Annotated in this window: 14 protein-coding genes and 1 riboswitch; of the genes, 11 read left to right on the top strand and 3 right to left on the bottom strand. The window is 72.1% G+C overall.

Translation table 11 applies throughout. From position 1 onward, the window contains the following. Positions 1 to 72: 72 nt before the first annotated feature. A complete protein-coding gene (locus tag ACQEV2_RS34760) occupies positions 73 to 999 on the bottom strand; it encodes an NADP-dependent oxidoreductase (protein WP_433055008.1) in 927 nt (308 codons plus the stop codon). Between the two features lie 128 nt (positions 1,000 to 1,127). On the opposite strand from ACQEV2_RS34760, the gene ACQEV2_RS34755 reads away from it, so the two are divergent. The 7 genes from ACQEV2_RS34755 (at position 1,128) to ACQEV2_RS34725 (ending at position 8,642) form a co-directional block, all read left to right on the top strand. Further along, complete coding sequence (locus tag ACQEV2_RS34755) at positions 1,128 to 2,171, top strand: GlxA family transcriptional regulator (RefSeq protein WP_433050663.1); 1,044 nt, start codon at positions 1,128 to 1,130, stop codon at positions 2,169 to 2,171. A gap of 352 nt (positions 2,172 to 2,523) precedes the next feature. Next, positions 2,524 to 2,708, top strand: a riboswitch (cobalamin riboswitch). A gap of 30 nt (positions 2,709 to 2,738) precedes the next feature. Beyond that, positions 2,739 to 3,440, top strand: a complete 702-nt coding sequence (locus tag ACQEV2_RS34750; RefSeq protein WP_433050661.1) for an energy-coupling factor ABC transporter permease — start codon at positions 2,739 to 2,741, stop codon at positions 3,438 to 3,440. Then, positions 3,437 to 3,838, top strand: coding sequence for an energy-coupling factor ABC transporter substrate-binding protein (locus ACQEV2_RS34745; RefSeq protein ID WP_433050658.1), 402 nt, complete (start codon positions 3,437 to 3,439; stop codon positions 3,836 to 3,838). The genes ACQEV2_RS34750 and ACQEV2_RS34745 overlap by 4 nt, the downstream gene beginning before the upstream one ends. 6 nt (positions 3,839 to 3,844) lie before the next feature. Continuing rightward, positions 3,845 to 4,594 carry a cobalt ECF transporter T component CbiQ gene (gene cbiQ, locus ACQEV2_RS34740; protein WP_433050655.1) on the top strand — a complete coding sequence of 250 codons (750 nt, stop codon included), beginning with the start codon at positions 3,845 to 3,847 and terminating at the stop codon, positions 4,592 to 4,594. Further along, on the top strand, positions 4,591 to 5,445 hold the full coding sequence (locus tag ACQEV2_RS34735; protein WP_433050652.1) for an energy-coupling factor ABC transporter ATP-binding protein: 855 nt from the start codon (positions 4,591 to 4,593) through the stop codon (positions 5,443 to 5,445). The genes cbiQ and ACQEV2_RS34735 overlap by 4 nt, the downstream gene beginning before the upstream one ends. Before the next feature lie 141 nt (positions 5,446 to 5,586). Next, positions 5,587 to 7,014, top strand: coding sequence for a rifampin monooxygenase (rox, locus tag ACQEV2_RS34730; RefSeq protein WP_433050649.1), 1,428 nt, complete (start codon positions 5,587 to 5,589; stop codon positions 7,012 to 7,014). A 131-nt stretch (positions 7,015 to 7,145) separates the two neighbouring features. Next, positions 7,146 to 8,642 carry an APC family permease gene (locus tag ACQEV2_RS34725; RefSeq protein WP_433050646.1) on the top strand — a complete coding sequence of 499 codons (1,497 nt, stop codon included), beginning with the start codon at positions 7,146 to 7,148 and terminating at the stop codon, positions 8,640 to 8,642. 7 nt (positions 8,643 to 8,649) lie between these two features. Here ACQEV2_RS34725 and ACQEV2_RS34720 read toward each other — a convergent pair whose 3' ends face one another. Next, positions 8,650 to 9,705, bottom strand: a complete 1,056-nt coding sequence (locus tag ACQEV2_RS34720) for a heme/hemin ABC transporter substrate-binding protein (RefSeq protein WP_433050643.1) — start codon at positions 9,703 to 9,705, stop codon at positions 8,650 to 8,652. A gap of 85 nt (positions 9,706 to 9,790) precedes the next feature. Between ACQEV2_RS34720 and ACQEV2_RS34715 the strand changes: the two genes are divergently transcribed. From ACQEV2_RS34715 to ACQEV2_RS34700, 4 genes are all read left to right on the top strand, one after another. Beyond that, positions 9,791 to 10,576: a hypothetical protein gene (locus tag ACQEV2_RS34715; RefSeq protein WP_433050640.1), complete on the top strand. Its 786-nt coding sequence runs from the start codon at positions 9,791 to 9,793 to the stop codon at positions 10,574 to 10,576. 32 nt (positions 10,577 to 10,608) lie between these two features. Next, positions 10,609 to 11,556, top strand: a complete 948-nt coding sequence (locus ACQEV2_RS34710) for an HtaA domain-containing protein (protein WP_433050637.1) — start codon at positions 10,609 to 10,611, stop codon at positions 11,554 to 11,556. Between the two features lie 110 nt (positions 11,557 to 11,666). Further along, positions 11,667 to 12,194, top strand: coding sequence for a hypothetical protein (locus ACQEV2_RS34705; RefSeq protein WP_433050634.1), 528 nt, complete (start codon positions 11,667 to 11,669; stop codon positions 12,192 to 12,194). A gap of 14 nt (positions 12,195 to 12,208) precedes the next feature. Continuing rightward, positions 12,209 to 14,746, top strand: coding sequence for an immunoglobulin I-set domain protein (locus ACQEV2_RS34700; RefSeq protein WP_433050631.1), 2,538 nt, complete (start codon positions 12,209 to 12,211; stop codon positions 14,744 to 14,746). 60 nt (positions 14,747 to 14,806) lie between these two features. Here ACQEV2_RS34700 and ACQEV2_RS34695 read toward each other — a convergent pair whose 3' ends face one another. After that, positions 14,807 to 15,532: a class I SAM-dependent methyltransferase gene (locus tag ACQEV2_RS34695; protein WP_433050628.1), complete on the bottom strand. Its 726-nt coding sequence runs from the start codon at positions 15,530 to 15,532 to the stop codon at positions 14,807 to 14,809. Positions 15,533 to 15,636: the final 104 nt, after the last annotated feature.

Below are 15,636 nucleotides of genomic sequence, written 5' to 3'. Positions count from 1 at the left end.
CAGGACCGGTCGGTCCCGGGGCTCCAGTCCCGCTCCACCTGCCCGCAGCCGACCCGGCCGGGGCGGCTGGCGTCAGGCGACGCTCAGGACGATCTTCCCGGTGGTGCGGCCCTGCTCGCCGATCTCGTGCGCCTTCGCGGCCTCGGCCAGCGGGACGACGGTCTCGACCACGGGCGTGAGCGCGCCCCGCTCGGCCAGGGCGGCGATCTCACGCAGACCCAGGTGGTCGGGCTCGACCAGCATCCACACCGCCCGCACGTGGCCGGGGACGTCGGCGGGGACGTCGTCGGGGCCGGGCAGGGTGATCAGCCGGCCGCCCGGGCGCAGCACCGTCAGGGACCGCTCGGCGTTCTGGCCGCCGAGCCCGTCCAGCACCACGTCCACGCCCCCGACGGCGTCCTCGAAGCGGACCGTGCGGTAGTCGATCACCTCGTCCGCGCCCAGCTGCCGCAGCAGGTCGTGCTTGCCGGCGCTGGCCGTGCCGATGACGTACGCGCCGCGGGCCTTGGCGATCTGCACGGCCAGGTGGCCGACCCCGCCGGCCGCCGCGTGCACCAGCACCCGCTCACCGGCGCGCACCCCGGCGGTGTCCACCAGGGCCTGCCAGGCGGTCAGCGCGGCCAGCGGCAGCGCCGCCGCCTGCACGTGGGTGAGGTTCGCTGGCTTGGGCGCGAGGTGGCGGGCCGGGGCGACGACGTACTCGGCGTAGGCGCCGGCCTGCCGCGGGAACAGCGGCATGCCGTACACCTCGTCCCCGGGGCGGAACATCCCCACGCCCGGTCCGACGGCCTCCACGGTGCCGGAGACGTCCCAGCCGACCGCCGGGACCTCGCCCCACTCGATCAGGGCCCCGCTGGCCCGGGTCTTGAAGTCCACCGGGTTCACACCGGCCGCGTGGACCCGCACCAGGACCTCGTTCAGTCCCGGCTCGGGCCGGGCGACCTCACGCTCCACGAGCACTTCCGGTCCGCCCCACTGCTCCACGACCACCGCACGCATGCTGTCCGCCTCACTCTTTTCCGTCTTGATCGGATACCGGCCGTCCGGGCCCTTCCCGGCGCGACGCAGTCCACGATCCGGCATCCGCCCCCACCATGGTGTTGGCCGTCTGGCCACAGGATCTGGCCATGAGTGAGATGCAGTGGCCGTGCACCGACCCCCTCCCCGACCCGAGCGCCGACGCGGCCGGGCGGCACCGCATCGCCGTCCTCGCGCTGCCCGGCGTCCCGCCCTTCGAACTCGGCATCCCCTCCCGCGTCTTCGGCAGCGTCCTGGACCCCGGCTCACGCCCGCTGTACGAGGTCACCGTCTGCACCGCCGACGGCGCCCCGGTCCTCAGCGACGCCGGGTTCACCGTGCAGCCCGCGGCCGGTCCCGAGGCCCTGGCCGCCGCGGACACCGTGATCGTCCCGCCCACGCACGCCATGCCCGAGCTGGGCCGCGGCGGCCCGCTGCCGCCCGAGGTCACCGCGGCCATCGCCGGCATCCGGCCCGGCACCCGCCTGGTGTCCATCTGCGCCGGCTCCTACGTCCTGGCCGCTGCGGGCCTCCTCGACGGCCGGCCCGCCACCACCCACTGGGGCCTCGCTCCCGAGTTCCGCCGCGCCTACCCCCGCGTCAAGGTCGACGAGGAGGTCCTCTTCGTCGACGACGGCGACGTCCTGACCTCCGCGGGCGTCGCCGCCGGCGTCGACCTGTGCCTGCACATGATCCGCCGCGACCACGGCGCCGCCGCCGCCAACCGCGCCGCCCGCATGTGCGTCGTCCCGCCCTGGCGGGACGGCGGCCAGGCCCAGTACATCGACCGCCCGGTGCCCGAACCCACCGTCGGCACCACCACCGCCACCCGCGCCTGGGCCCTGGAACACCTCGGCGAACCCCTCTCCCTGAACCGCCTGGCCGAACACGCCCGGATGAGCCTGCGCTCCTTCACCCGCCGCTTCCGCGACGAGGTCGGCATGACCCCCGTGCAGTGGCTCACCGCGCAACGCCTGGAACTGGCCAAGCAGTTGCTGGAGACCACCGACCTGTCCATCGACCTGGTCGCCCACCGCTGTGGCTTCGGCTCCGCCAACTCCCTGCGCGCCCACATGCGCACCACCTTCGGTGTCTCACCCGCCTCCTACCGCCGCACCTTCCATACCGACGACCTGGTGGAAGCGGGCGTCTGAGGACACATCAGCGCCGCATATACCCGCTCCGCGGGCCGCCGGGATCCGCCTGATCATCCGCTGCCGGTGCCCCCTCCAGCGGAGGCCAGCAGCATCATCGCCCGCCGGTAGCGCACCGAACTCGTGCTGCCCCGGCGCACGATCTGCTGCAGCTTCTGCCCCTCGTGGTCGGTCAGTCACCGCACATCCAACCGCCACGACCGCCGACCCGGCGAACCTATGCGGTCACAGCACTAAACAGCGCCCAAACCATGCCACTGATGCGGCACTCCAGCCGAGCCACTCATCTCGAAGCAGGTGAACGCCCCCTTTGCGCCCCCGAGGCGCGCTTGTCAGGCGGCCGGTGCGGGCACTACTGTCACCACGCCTTGGTGAACGGGAAATCCGGTGTGATGCCGGTGCGGCCCTCGCCACTGTGAATCGGGAAGTCCGGCTCCGGCCCTGACGGGCAGCCACTGGGTTCTTGCGACCCGGGAAGGCGGGGCACGGGCGGTGGTACCCGTCAGCCAGGAGACCGGCCAAGGCGCGTCAACCATCCACGAGGTGCTGGAGAGGGTCTGCTGAGCCATGCACATAGCCGAGGGTTTTCTGCCTCCGGCGCACGCTGTCGCCTGGGGCGTCGCGTCCGCGCCCTTCGTCGTCCACGGAGTCCGTTCCCTCACCCGTGAGGTCAGGGAGCACCCGGAGAGCACACTGCTCCTCGGCGCCTCCGGCGCCTTCACCTTCGTCCTGTCCGCGCTGAAGCTGCCCTCGGTGACCGGAAGTTGCTCCCACCCCACCGGCACCGGACTGGGCGCCATCCTGTTCCGGCCACCGATCATGGCGGTCCTGGGCACCATCACCCTGCTCTTCCAGGCGCTGCTGCTCGCGCACGGCGGCCTGACCACGCTCGGCGCCAACGTCTTCTCGATGGCGATCGTCGGGCCCTGGGCCGGATACGGCATCTACCGGCTGCTGCGGCGGTACGACGTGCCGCTGATGGTCGCCGTCTTCTTCGGGGCGTTCGTCGCCGACCTGTCCACCTACTGCGTCACCAGCGTCCAGCTGGCGCTCGCCTTTCCCGACCCGAGCAGCGGATTCCTGGGCGCGCTCGGCAAGTTCGGCTCCATCTTCGCCGTCACCCAGCTGCCGCTCGCGGTGAGCGAGGGACTGCTGACGGTCCTCGTGATGCGGCTGCTGGTGCAGTCCAGCAAGGGCGAACTGACCCGGCTGGGCGTGCTCGTCGGCAAGGAGCGGTCCCGGACCGAGACCGAGGCGGTGGCCCGATGAGCAAGAACACGAAGATCAACGTTCTGCTGCTGCTCGTCGTGGCCGCGCTCGCCGTGCTGCCGCTCGCTCTCGGCCTCGGCGACCACAAGGAGGAGCCGTTCACGGGCGCCGACGGTGAGGCGGAGACCGCGATCACCGAGATCGAGCCGGACTACCAGCCGTGGTTCTCGCCGTTGTACGAGCCGCCGTCCGGTGAGATCGAGTCGGCCCTGTTCTCCCTCCAGGCGGCCCTCGGCGCGGGTGTCCTCGCCTACTACTTCGGCCTGCACCGCGGACGGCGCCAGGGCGAGCAGCGGGCGCTGGAGCGGGAACGGGAGTCCGAGAGCGCGCCCAGCGGGACTGCCGGGAGCGTGCCGGGTGGCACCGCCGGGAAACCTCCCGCCGAACAACAGGACTGAGCCCGCGTGCTGCCGATCGACGCGGCGGCGCACAGCAGTCGCTGGCGCCACCGTCACCCCGTGGACAAGGCCGTGCTCGGGCTCGGCCTCACCGTGCTCGCGATCTCGCTGCCGCCGTGGCCGGGCGCCGCGCTGGTCCTGGTCACCGCCCTGAGCGTGCTGCTGGGACCGGCCGGCGTGCCCGGCCGCCGGCTGTGGCGCGCCTACCGCGTGCCGCTGGGCTTCTGCGTGACCGGCGCGGCCACGCTGCTCGTCCAGGTCGGCGGGCCGGAGGGCTTCGTGTCCCTCGCCGCCGAGGGCCCGCGGCAGGCGGGTGAGCTGCTGCTGCGCACTTCGGCCGCCTCCCTCGGAGTGCTGCTGTTCGCCTTCACCACGCCGATGTCCGACCTGCTGCCCCGCCTGGTGAAGGCCGGTGTGCCCGCGGCCGTCGTCGACGTCGCCCTGGTGACGTACCGCATGAGCTTCCTGCTCCTGGATTCCGTACGGCGCATCCGGGACGCCCAGGCCGCCCGACTCGGGCACACCGGCCGGGCGGCGGAGTGGCGCTCTCTTGCCGGGCTCGGCGCCACCGCGTTCATCCGTGCCTTCGACCGGGCGGCCCGCCTCCAGGCCGGGCTCGCCGGGCGCGGCTACGACGGCACCCTGCGCGTCCTGGTGCCCGAGGCCCGGGTCTCCGTCCGCTTCACGGCCGCGAGTTGCGCGCTCCTCGCAGCGGTGGCCGCCCTCACCCTCGTACTGGAAAAGGCCCTGCCATGAGCGAGCCCACCGCCCTGGTCGCCCTGCGGGGCGCGTCCTACGCCTACGAGGACGGCCCTGTCGTCCTCAACGGCCTCGACTTCGACGTGCACGAGGGGCGGGCGCTGGCGCTGCTCGGCCGCAACGGCACCGGCAAAACCACGTTGATGCGGCTGCTCAGCGGCGGGCTGCGTCCGGACAGTGGCCGGCTGACGGTGGAGGGTTCGCCGGTCAGGTACGACCGCAAGGGGCTGACCCGGCTGCGGACGACCGTCCAGCTGGTGGTGCAGGACCCCGACGACCAGCTCTTCGCCGCGTCCGTCGCCCAGGACGTCTCCTTCGGCCCGCTGAACCTCGGCCTGCCCGACGCCGAGGTGCGCGCCCGGGTCGACGAGGCGCTCGCCGCCCTGGACATCTCGGCGCTGGCCGACCGGCCCACGCACCTGCTGTCGTACGGGCAGCGCAAACGCACGGCCATCGCGGGCGCCGTCGCGATGCGGCCCCGTGTGCTGATCCTGGACGAACCGACCGCCGGCCTCGACCCGGACGGCCAGGAACGCCTGCTCACCATCCTCGACGGGCTGCGCACGTCCGGCACCACGGTGGTCATGGCCACGCACGATGTCGACCTGGCCCTGCGCTGGGCCGACGAGACGGCTCTCCTCACCCCGTCCGGGGTGCGCACCGGCCCCGCGGACGTGATGTTGTCCCGCACGGATCTGCTGCAGCAGGCGGGGCTGCGGCTGCCCTGGGGCATCGCGGCGACCCAACTGCTCCGCGCACACGGCCTGTTGGACGACACGGCACCCGGTCCGCGCGACCCGGCCGAGCTGGCCGCCCTGGCAGCGGCGCACACGGCGGCCGACGGCTGAGGTACCGCGGACGTGCCGCGGAAAAGACAAAGGCAAGGAGGTCACTCACTCCTTGCCACTCTCAACGTATAGCGCACGGGGGGCCTTGCGGCAAGGCCCCGGTCGTACCTCAGAATCTCCAGGCCGAGACAGGGGGTTCTGATGATCGACGTGATCGTTGCCGGTGGCGGACCGACCGGCCTGATGCTGGCCTGCGAGCTGCGGCTGCACGGCGTCCACGTGGTCGTGCTGGAGAAGGAGGCACAGCCGACCAAGGTGGTCCGCTCGCTCGGGCTGCATGTGCGCAGCATCGAGGTGATGGCCCAGCGCGGTCTGCTGGAGCGGTTCCTCGCGCACGGCAAGCAGTACCCGGTGGGCGGTTTCTTCGCCGGGATCGAAAAGCCCTCGCCGGTCCGGCTCGACAGCGCGCATGCGTACGTCCTCGGCATCCCGCAGCCCACCACCGATCGCCTGCTGGCCGAGCACGCAGCCGAGGTCGGCGCCGAGATCCGGCGCGGTTGCGAGCTGGTCGGGCTGAGCCAGGACGAGGACGGCGTGACCGCCGAGCTGGCAGACGGCACGCGGCTGCGCTCGCGCTACCTGGTCGGCTGCGACGGCGGCCGCAGCACGGTGCGCAAACTGCTCGGCGTCGGCTTCCCGGGTGAGCCCAGCAGGGTCGAGACGTTGCTGGGCGAGATGGAGGTGACCGAGGATCCGGCGACGGTCGCCGCCGTCGTCGGGGAGGTCCGCAAGACCCAGAAGAGGTTCGGTCTCGGGCCCCTCGGGGACGGGGTGTACCGCGTCATCGTGCCTGCCGAGGGGGTGGCCGAGGACCGTGCGGTCCCGCCGGCTTTCGAGGAGTTCAAGCAGCAGCTGCGGGCGTGCGCCGGCACCGACTTCGGTGTGCACTCACCGCGCTGGCTCTCCCGCTTCGGCGACGCCACCCGGCAGGCCGAGCGCTACCGCGTCGGCCGGGTGCTGCTGGCCGGCGACGCGGCGCACATCCATCCGCCGACCGGCGGACAGGGCCTGAATCTCGGCATCCAGGACGCGTTCAACCTCGGCTGGAAACTGGCCGCCGAGGTGACGGGATGGGCGCCGGAGGGGCTGCTGGACAGCTACCACACCGAACGGCACCCGGTGGCCGCCGACGTGCTGGACAACACCCGTGCGCAGATGGAGCTGATGTCCACCGAACCGGGCTCTCAGGCGGTGCGCCGCCTGCTGTCGGAGCTGATGGACTTCGAGGACGTGAACCGGTATCTGATCGAGAAGATCACCGCGATCGGGGTCCGCTACGACTTCGGCGAGGGACACGAACTGCTCGGCCGGCGGATGCGGGACGTGGACCTGAAGCGGGGGCGCCTCTACGAGCTGATGCACGGCGGCCGCGGACTGCTGCTCGACCGGACCGGCCGGCTCTCGGTGGCGGGCTGGGCCGACCGGGTCGACCACGTCGTCGACACCGGCGGGGAACTGGACGTGCCCGCCGTACTGCTGCGGCCGGACGGCCATGTGGCGTGGGTCGGTGACGACCAGCAGGATCTGCTCGGCCGGCTGCCCAGGTGGTTCGGCGCTCCGGTCGGCTGAAAGCGCGTGTGACGGCGGGGCCGCGGTGATGGGCACATGGGTGATGCGTCCCGCGGCCGGACGCCAAAGCCCCGGCAACCCCCACGGCTCCCTGTTTCATGAGGTCACCACGACGACGGAAGCGAGGGAGCATGGCCGACGGCACGCCGGACACCCGCCCGCCCGACGGGCTGAAGGCCGATGCGATCGGGTTCGTCGACGCCCTCGTCATCGGGCTCAACTCCACTTCGCCCGCGTACTCGCTGGCCGCGGCCATCGGCCCGGTGGTGGTGCTCGTCGGTGTCCACGCGCCCGGCGTGATGGTCGCGTCGTTCGTGCCGATGCTGCTGATCGCGTCGGCGTTCTACTACCTCAACAAGGTCGACCAGGACTGCGGGACGACCTTCTCGTGGGTCACCCGGGCGATGGGCCCCTGGGCCGGATGGCTCGGCGGATGGGCCATCGCGATGACCGGAGTCCTGGTGGTCGGATCGCTGGCGGACGTCGCCGTGACCTTCGCCCTGCTCGCCTTCGGCCTCGACAGCTGGGCCGACGAGGACGTCGTACGCCAGTCGCTCACCGTGCTGCTCATCCTCGTGATGACGGCCGTGTGCGTCATCGGCACGGAGGTCTCGGCCAGGGTGCAGAACGTCCTCATCCTCGCGCAGGTCGCCTGCCTGCTCGCCTTCGCGGTCGTAGCGCTCCAGCGGGTGTACGCCGGCACCGGCACCCTCGACTCCGTCGACCCGTCGCTCGGCTGGCTGGACCCCTTCGGGGCCGGCGGCGCGGAGCTCACCGCGGGCCTGCTGCTGGGCGTGTTCGTCTACTGGGGCTGGGAGTCGGCGGTGAACCTCACCGAGGAGGTCGAGAACTCCGCCACCGCTCCCGGAAAGGCGGCCGTATGGTCGACGGTCGTCCTGCTGGTGACCTATGTGTCGGTCGCCCTCGCGGTCGTGGCCTACGCCGGACCGGCGTTCCTGGCCGAGAACGCCGGGGAGGAGGAGTTCGTCTTCGCCCTTCTCGCCGAGGAGGCGATGGGCGGCTGGGACTGGGTCGTGCTGCTGGCGGTCTCGACGTCCGCGCTGGCATCGACGCAGACGACGATCATCCCCGCCTCGCGCACGGCGCTGTCCATGGCACGCCGGCACGCACTGCCGGCGCACTTCGCCCACGTCCACGCCCGGTTCCGCACACCGGACGTGAGTACGTGGTGGGTGGCCGGTATCGCCGTCGCCTGGTACCTCGCCGTCAACCGGATCAGCGCCGACGCCCTCTTCGACTCGCTCACCGCGCTGTCCCTGCTGATCGCGTTCTACTACGCGCTCACGGGCGTCGCATGCGCGGTCTACTACCGCCGCCATCTGACCGAGAGCCTGCACCACTTCGTCCTCATCGGCCTCGGCCCGCTGGTCGGCGCCGGGCTGTTGGCCTGGCTGCTGGTGGAGTCGGTCTCCGACATGTCCGATCCCGCGAACTCCTACAGCGGCGTCTCGTGGTTCGGCCTCGGCCCGCCCTTGGTCATCGGCATCGGCATCGCCCTGACGGGTGTGGTCCTCATGGTCGTGCAGCGCCTGATGTCCCCCGCCTTCTGGACGGAACGCCCGGGGGTGGTCGACCCCGCACTCGTGCACGGTGAGAAAGGGCCCTGAAGAACGCTCACACCCCGTGAACACGGTCGACCAGGATGTCGATCACCAACGGCGTCCGCGGCCCGTACCCCAGCAGCACCCCGTCCTCCAGGTCCACCACCCGCCGGTTCATCCCCGCCGGCGTCTGACCGATCCCGGGAATCCGCGCCAGGCCGTCGATGCCGCCCACGGACTCCAGCCCCTTGGTCATCATCAGGATCACGTCCGGCTGGGCCCGCACCAGGGCCTCGCTGGTGATCGGTGTGAACGGCTTGTCCAGCCCGGCCTCCTCGCCCGCGTCCACCGCCCCCGCGGCCTCGATCAGCGAGTCGGCGCCCGAGCCCTTGCCGCCGATCAGATAGACGGCCGCGCTGCCGCGCAGGTACAGGAAGGCGACCTTGGGCTTGCTGCCCTCGGGCACGGCGGCGCGGGCCGCGGCGAGTTCGCCGTTCATGCGCCGGTTGAGGGCCTTGCCCGCCTCGGGGACGCCGAGCGCCTCGGCGATGCGGGTGGTGCGCAGGGTGACATCGGCCAACTCGGTGGCCGGGTCGAGGACGACGACGGGGACGCCGGCGTCGCGGATCTGGTCGATCGCTTCCTCGGGGCCGGTGTCGGTGTCGGCCAGCACGACCGTCGGCCGCAGCGACAGCACGCTTTCCGCGCTCACGTCGTGGGCCTTGGTGACCTGTGGGAGCTTCTCGGCCTCCGCGAAGGTGGCTGTGATGTCCCGGCCGACGACACGGTCACCGAGTCCCAGCGTGAACACGATCTCCGCGACACCGCCGTTGAGCGGCAGGATGCGGGAGGCGTCCTGCACGGTCACCTTGCGCCCGTCGGAGGAGTCGACGGTGACCGGCAACTTCGGGGTGGGCGGCTCGCCTTCGAGGGGGACGAGGGTGTTCTTGGCGAGCTGCTTCTCGGCGGCGGCGCGTTCGCTCGGGGAGGCGGGTGAGGCGTCGGCCCCGCCGGAGCCGGAGGTACCAGAGGTATCGGACGAACCAGAAGAACCGCCCCCACCGCAGCCGCCCGTGAGCAGCGCGAGCGTCAGACCAAGGGCGGCGAGGCGTCTCCGGTATGCGCGCATGGGGTTTCCTGTCCTCTCTCCTGACACTCCATTGGACAGTAGTTTAGGTTAGCCTTCCCTTAGTTTTCTCTCAGGGGGTGTTTCCATGGCGTGGGCAAGTTGCCTGCAGCGCAAGGGAGTTGAGACGTTCCTCGGAATCGCGAACGCGGCCGCCCTGCTGCTCTCGGCCACCGGTACGGCCACGGCGGCGGCCGGCTCGGCGACCGGCCCCGAGGGCCAGAAACTCACCGTCTCCCAGTCCTCCGGCCTCGATCCGGACGGCGAAACAGTGACCGTGACCGGCTCCGGCTACAACACCGAGAAGGGCATCTACGTCGCCTTCTGCGTGGACAACGGCGCAGGGAAGACCCCCACGCCCTGTGTGGGCGGGGTGGACATGTCCGGTGAGTCCGGGGCGTCCGCGTGGATCTCCTCCAACCCGCCGTCGTACGGCGAGGGGCTGGCGAAACCGTACGAAGGCAGCGGCCACAAGGGCTCGTTCAGCGTGCGGCTCACCGTGCGCGCCAAGGACGCGAACACCGACTGCACCAAGGCCGGCGTGAAATGCGCCGTCATCACCCGCAACGACCACACCCGAGGCGGCGACCAGAGCCAGACCGTCCGGATCCCGGTGGCCTTCGGAGCGGATGGCGGCAGCTCATCGACGGGCGACCGTACGCCGGCGAATCCGGCCGCGACGGCCGGTGCGAGCACGACCGGCGGTACCGGGCCGGGCAGTTCGGGAGACGGCGAGGACAAGGCTGCCGATGGGCCGCTCGCGAGCACCGGCTCCGTCGCCCTGACAGCCGGCGTGACGGCGGTGGGCCTGGTCGCGGCCGGCACCGGCACGTGGCTGTGGGCACGCAGGCGCCGGGCGGCGAACGCGAGTTGAAACAAGCCGGCACCCTCCAGGGAGGCTCGAAGATGGCGAAGAGATCCGGCGCCGCCGCCGTGACAGGGGGTGCCCTGCTCGCCCTGCTGTGTCCTGGCATCGTGGCCGCGCAGGACGGTGACCCGCTCCCACGCGACGTGTCCGGCGGCTACGCGAGCTGGAACACCGCATCCGGCGCGCTCGAAGACCCCGGCATCTCGCTCGACGTGACCGAACCCGCCGTACGGGGATCCGCGGACCGCGCCTGGTTCCCGACGACCGGCGGCGGCACCGACCCCCAAACCGGCGAGATGGACATCGAGTTGGGCGGCTCGGTGCTGCTGACCCCGTCCACCGGCACGCGGCCCCTGCCCCTCGGCGGGCTCAGACTTCGGCTCGACGGCGGCACGGGCGCCCTCCACGCGCGTACGGTCGTTGACGGCCGGGCCCGCGAACTCCCCCTGGCCGACGTGAAACCCGGTGCCGAACCCGTTGTACGGACGAGCGGAGTGACCTGGACCGGGCTACGGGCGTCACTCACGCAGGAGGGGGCCGCGCTGCTGTCCGAGTGGAGCGGAACGGAGTTCGCGGCAGGGGACGCGTACGGGGTGCTGGACCTGACCGTGGGGACCGGCAGCGAAACGCCCGAAGCCGCACCGGACGACACACCACGGCCGACCGCCGGCCCCTCGCAGGAGAAACCGGCGGCGGCTCGTCGGCCTACGGCGGCCCCTTCCGCCACCGTCACCCGCCCCACCCTCTCCCCCGGCACCCAACAGCAGATCACCGGCGCTGGGTTCGAGCCCGGCGAGGTCGTCCTCGTCGCCATCGACGACGACACCAGGTACCAGGCGGTGGCCGACGAGGCGGGGCGAGTGTCCCGGACGTTCCCGGTGTACGACAGCGCCATCGAGGGCGCGCACACGGTCGAGCTGTGCACGGCGACCGGCGGGCGGAAGGCCGACGCGGAGTTCCTCGTGCGCACCAACTCCCCTTCCTGAGAACGCCATTGGTCTCCGTTTGCCTCCCGTTGACAAACCACCTTCATCGATACTTAGGTTAGCCTTACCTAAGCCGAGCACCTGGACTCTTCCAGAAAGGTCCCGCCTCCATGAGACCCCTCCCCGCCGCCCGCGCGGCCCTCACCGTCGTCGCCGCCTCCGCCCTGACCCTGGGCCTGGCCACCTCGGCCTCCGGCGCCACCTCGACCCGCACGGTCACCGACGGCGGCACGACGTACAACCTGTCGCTGACCTCTCCCGGCACGGCCGCCGCCGCGGGCCAGGTCATCACCGTCTCCGGCTCCGGCTACAACACCGGCCAGGGCATCTACGTCAGCCTGTGCGTGGTCGACGGGGCACAGGGCGCCAACAAGCCCACCCCGTGTCTGGGCGGCCAGGACGAGGACGGCTCCACCGGCGCCTCGCACTGGGTCAACAACACCTTCGGCGGCCTGTTCGCGGGCAGCTCCAAGTTCGGCACGGGCGGCACCTTCAGTGTGCGGATCCACGTCAAGGCCACCCTCGACGACGGCAGCGTCTGCGGCCAGGACGTCGAGTGCGCCGTGGTGACGCGCGCCGACCACTTCGACAGCGAGGACCGCAAGTACGACGTCCACGTCCCGATCACCTTCCAGTGACCGGAGGGACCCCCATGCAGCACCGACGACCGGCGGCGCTCCTCGGCGCCGCCGCGCTCGTGGCCGCCTCCGTGGCCCTCGGTACGGTCGCTCAGGCCTCCGACACACCGAAGACTGCCCTCGGCAAGGACGGCCAGAAGCTCACCGTCTCCGCCTCCGCCGGCCTCGACCCCGACGGCGAGACCCTCCGCGTCACCGGCTCCGGCTACGACACGACCAAGGCCGTCTACGTCGCCCTGTGCAAGGACAACGGCGACAACCGCGTCCCCACCCCGTGTCTCGGCGGCGCCGACCAGAACGGAACCGGCAGTTCCTCGCAGTGGATCGTCCCCGAGGGCGACGAGTACGCGGGCGACCTCGCCGTGCACTGGGGCCAGGGCGGCACCTTCGACGTCGGGATCGACGTCAAGGCCAAGGAGAGCGGCCTCGACTGCACCGAGGTCACCTGCTCGGTCGTCACCCGCGTCGACCACCGCAACCCCGGCGACCGCTCCCAGGACGTCCGCATCCCCGTCACCTTCGAGGGCCAGGACCCCGGCGACGGGGACGACGGCGGAGACGGCGTCGACGTACCGCCGGGCACCGTCGGCTACGTACGCGCCGCCGAGTTCGCCACCGTGGGCCGCCCGCTGGACCTGCTGCTGCACCCCGACTCCGGGAAGCTGTACGTCGGTTCGGACAACATCCCCGACACCGCGGATGTCGCCGAGCAGGGCCTGTACGCCATCGACCCGAAGGACGGCAGGCTCCTCGGCCACATCCAGCAGGCCCCCGGCTCCACCGGCGCGCTCGCGGCCCGCGCGGTCCGCTGGATCGCCGCCCCGCTGGCCGGCGACGGCGTCGCCTTCCACTACCCCCTGCGGGGCATAGGCACCGCGAAGGACGGTGACACGGCCGCGCGGGGCGTGTGGCTGGCCGGCGGCACGGTCACCGGCATCGGTGCCGGCACGGCCGCGTCCACCGTGCTGGTCGCCCAGGGTGCCGTACTGTCCGAGGTCGAGACGGCCACCGGCACGGTGAAGAAGACGGCCACCCTTCCGGGCGGCGGCGTCCTCGGCGTGGACACCGCGCGCGGCTCCGCCTGGTCGGCGGACTCGGTGGGCGGGAAGCTGTACCGCGTCGACACCGGCTCCTTCGCCGTCACCGCCACCGTCGAACTCCCGGCGGCTTCCGTCCACTTCGTCGAGACGGACCCGAAGAGCGGCAACGTCTGGGTGGGCAGCGCGTACGACGTGCTCGTCTTCGACCGGGACGGCAAGCAGCTGGCCAAACTGACCGGCGAGGACCGGGCCACCGCGATGGCCTTCGACCAAGGCACCGGCGAGGCCTTCGTCCTGCGCGAGGACTGGGGCACCGCCGAGGACGGCGCGGACAACGTCGGCGCCCTGGAGACCTACGACAGCGCCACGGCCGACAAGGCGGCCGAGCCCGTCGCCCTCCCCGGCAGCCGCGCCGGCGCCTACGCGGGCGTCGCCGTCACCCCCGGCGCCACATCCGTGTACGTCACCGCCCAGGCGGAGAGCAAGGTGGTCAAGCTCGACCGCCGCGTCTCCCCGAAGGTCGTCCAGTCCCCCACCGACCGGTCCGCCGCACCCGGCGACAAGGTCACCTTCGTCGCGGCCGCCGAGGGCACCCCGGAGCCCACGGTGCGCTGGCAGGTCAGCCACGACGGCGGCCAGACCTGGTCCGCGGTCGAGGGCGGGACACAGAACGCGTACTCCTTCACCGCGAGGGCGGCGCAGGACGGCTACCGGTACCGCGCCGAGTTCACCAACTCCGCGGGAACGACCCGTACTTCGCCGATCACGCTGACCGTCACCGAGGCCGACGACGGCGACGAGGGCGGCGGGGAGACACCCGACGACAAGCCCTCCGGCTCCAAGACCGTCAGCGGCCCGAACGGCCAGAAGCTCACCGTCACCCCGGTCAACGACCTCGCCACCGAGGACCAGACCCTGAAGGTCACCGGCTCCGGCTACGACGTGAAGAAGGGCATCTACGTCGCCCTCTGCGTCGACAACGGCGACGGCGAACTGCCCACACCGTGCATCGGCGGCGTCGACATGACGGGCGGCTCGCACTCCTCCGCGTGGATCTCCTCCAACCCGCCGGACTACGGGGAGGAGTTGGCGACCCCGTACGGCGAGGGCGGCACTTTCGAGGTGGAGCTGACCGTGGACGCCAAGGACGAGTACACCGACTGCTTCACGTCCACGTGTGTCCTGGCCACCCGGAATGACCACACCCTCTCCGGCGACCGCTCCCAGGACGTCAAGGTCCCGGTCAGCTTTGTCGGGCAGGACCCCGTGGACACGGACGACGAGAGCGGCGGCACGGGCGGGAACGCCAGCTCCGGTACGGGCACGACGGGCGGGAGCACCGGCGGCACGGGGGCCGCGTCCACGACGGGCGGATCCGGCGGCACCGGCACCTCCACCGCGGGCGGCAGCCTCGCCTCCACCGGGGTCACGGTGCTCTCCGTCGCCGCGCTCGCGGCCGCGCTGCTGGCCACCGGCTGGGCGGCGTACCGCAGGGGCCGTAACGCCAACTGATCGACGGACGAGGCGATCGGCCCTCCGGCCCGCGAATCTCGCGCCGGAGGGCCACCGGCGTTACGCCGTCCGGCCGGCCACCACCCACGTCGACGGCAGCTCGATGCGCCTGCCGTCGGGCCCGTACTCCGTGGTGACCAGCGGCAGTTCGCCGCTCGCGAGGACGGTGAGGCCGGCCGCGCGCAGATACTCGGGCACCGCGGCGTCGGCCACCTCGCCGGGCGCGATGCCGTGCCGGAAGATGGGCGCGAGCTTGGGCGGCGGGCCCGCCGGGCTCTGGGCGAGGCCGATCAGGACGGGCTTGGCGGACTCGGAGAGCTCGACGAGGAAGGCCCGGCCGCGCTCGCCGACCAGCGTGGCGATGCCGTCCACCATCGGCTGCCGGTCGTCGGGCTCGGCCTGGTGCAGGACGCCCCGCATATAGACGTTGGCGTCGCCGAGTTCGGCGTGCAGCGTCTCGGCCTCGGTCTTCTCCACGGCGTCGAACAACCGGTACGTCGCCTGCCCGGCGGGGTCGGCGTGCCGGGCGTGGTCGAGGGCGGCGGCGGACAGGTCGGCGCCGACCACGCGCCGGAAGCGGTCGGCGAGGAAACGGGTCTGGGTGCCGTTGCCGCAGCCGAGATCCACCATCGGCAGGCCGGGATCGGTGAGGTGCGCGTCGAACAGGGCCAGATGGCGGCCGGCGGTCACGGCCGGCTCCGCGTCCCAGAACACCGCCCCCTGTTCCTCGGGGGCCTCCTGCCAGAAGCCCTCCCAGGCGTCCCGGTACCGACTCGTCACGCTCATGACCGACTCCCCAGGGTGCGATGCCGACCCGTCGTGAAGTGACGGGCGAGTACGGTTTATCGCGGGCCGGTGACGGCTACAAGCGCGTGGCGCATTCCTTCACT

It is taken from the genome of Streptomyces sp. CA-251387 (assembly GCF_050936625.1).
Classification (GTDB): Bacteria; Actinomycetota; Actinomycetes; order Streptomycetales; family Streptomycetaceae; genus Streptomyces.
This window is presented reverse-complemented; position numbering and strand designations above follow the sequence as displayed.

What these genes read in the sequence shown, in the direction of transcription:
- ACQEV2_RS34750 (WP_433050661.1), top strand. Translation starts at nt 2,739, where the DNA reads ATGCACATAGCCGAGGGTTTTCTGCCTCCGGCGCACGCTGTCGCCTGG.
- ACQEV2_RS34710 (WP_433050637.1), top strand. Translation starts at nt 10,609, where the DNA reads ATGGCGAAGAGATCCGGCGCCGCCGCCGTGACAGGGGGTGCCCTGCTC.
- ACQEV2_RS34695 (WP_433050628.1), bottom strand. Translation starts at nt 15,532, where the DNA reads ATGAGCGTGACGAGTCGGTACCGGGACGCCTGGGAGGGCTTCTGGCAG.
- ACQEV2_RS34700 (WP_433050631.1), top strand. Translation starts at nt 12,209, where the DNA reads ATGCAGCACCGACGACCGGCGGCGCTCCTCGGCGCCGCCGCGCTCGTG.
- ACQEV2_RS34715 (WP_433050640.1), top strand. Translation starts at nt 9,791, where the DNA reads ATGGCGTGGGCAAGTTGCCTGCAGCGCAAGGGAGTTGAGACGTTCCTC.
- ACQEV2_RS34720 (WP_433050643.1), bottom strand. Translation starts at nt 9,705, where the DNA reads ATGCGCGCATACCGGAGACGCCTCGCCGCCCTTGGTCTGACGCTCGCG.
- ACQEV2_RS34760 (WP_433055008.1), bottom strand. Translation starts at nt 999, where the DNA reads ATGCGTGCGGTGGTCGTGGAGCAGTGGGGCGGACCGGAAGTGCTCGTG.
- ACQEV2_RS34735 (WP_433050652.1), top strand. Translation starts at nt 4,591, where the DNA reads ATGAGCGAGCCCACCGCCCTGGTCGCCCTGCGGGGCGCGTCCTACGCC.
- rox (WP_433050649.1), top strand. Translation starts at nt 5,587, where the DNA reads ATGATCGACGTGATCGTTGCCGGTGGCGGACCGACCGGCCTGATGCTG.
- ACQEV2_RS34725 (WP_433050646.1), top strand. Translation starts at nt 7,146, where the DNA reads ATGGCCGACGGCACGCCGGACACCCGCCCGCCCGACGGGCTGAAGGCC.
- ACQEV2_RS34755 (WP_433050663.1), top strand. Translation starts at nt 1,128, where the DNA reads ATGAGTGAGATGCAGTGGCCGTGCACCGACCCCCTCCCCGACCCGAGC.
- ACQEV2_RS34745 (WP_433050658.1), top strand. Translation starts at nt 3,437, where the DNA reads ATGAGCAAGAACACGAAGATCAACGTTCTGCTGCTGCTCGTCGTGGCC.
- ACQEV2_RS34705 (WP_433050634.1), top strand. Translation starts at nt 11,667, where the DNA reads ATGAGACCCCTCCCCGCCGCCCGCGCGGCCCTCACCGTCGTCGCCGCC.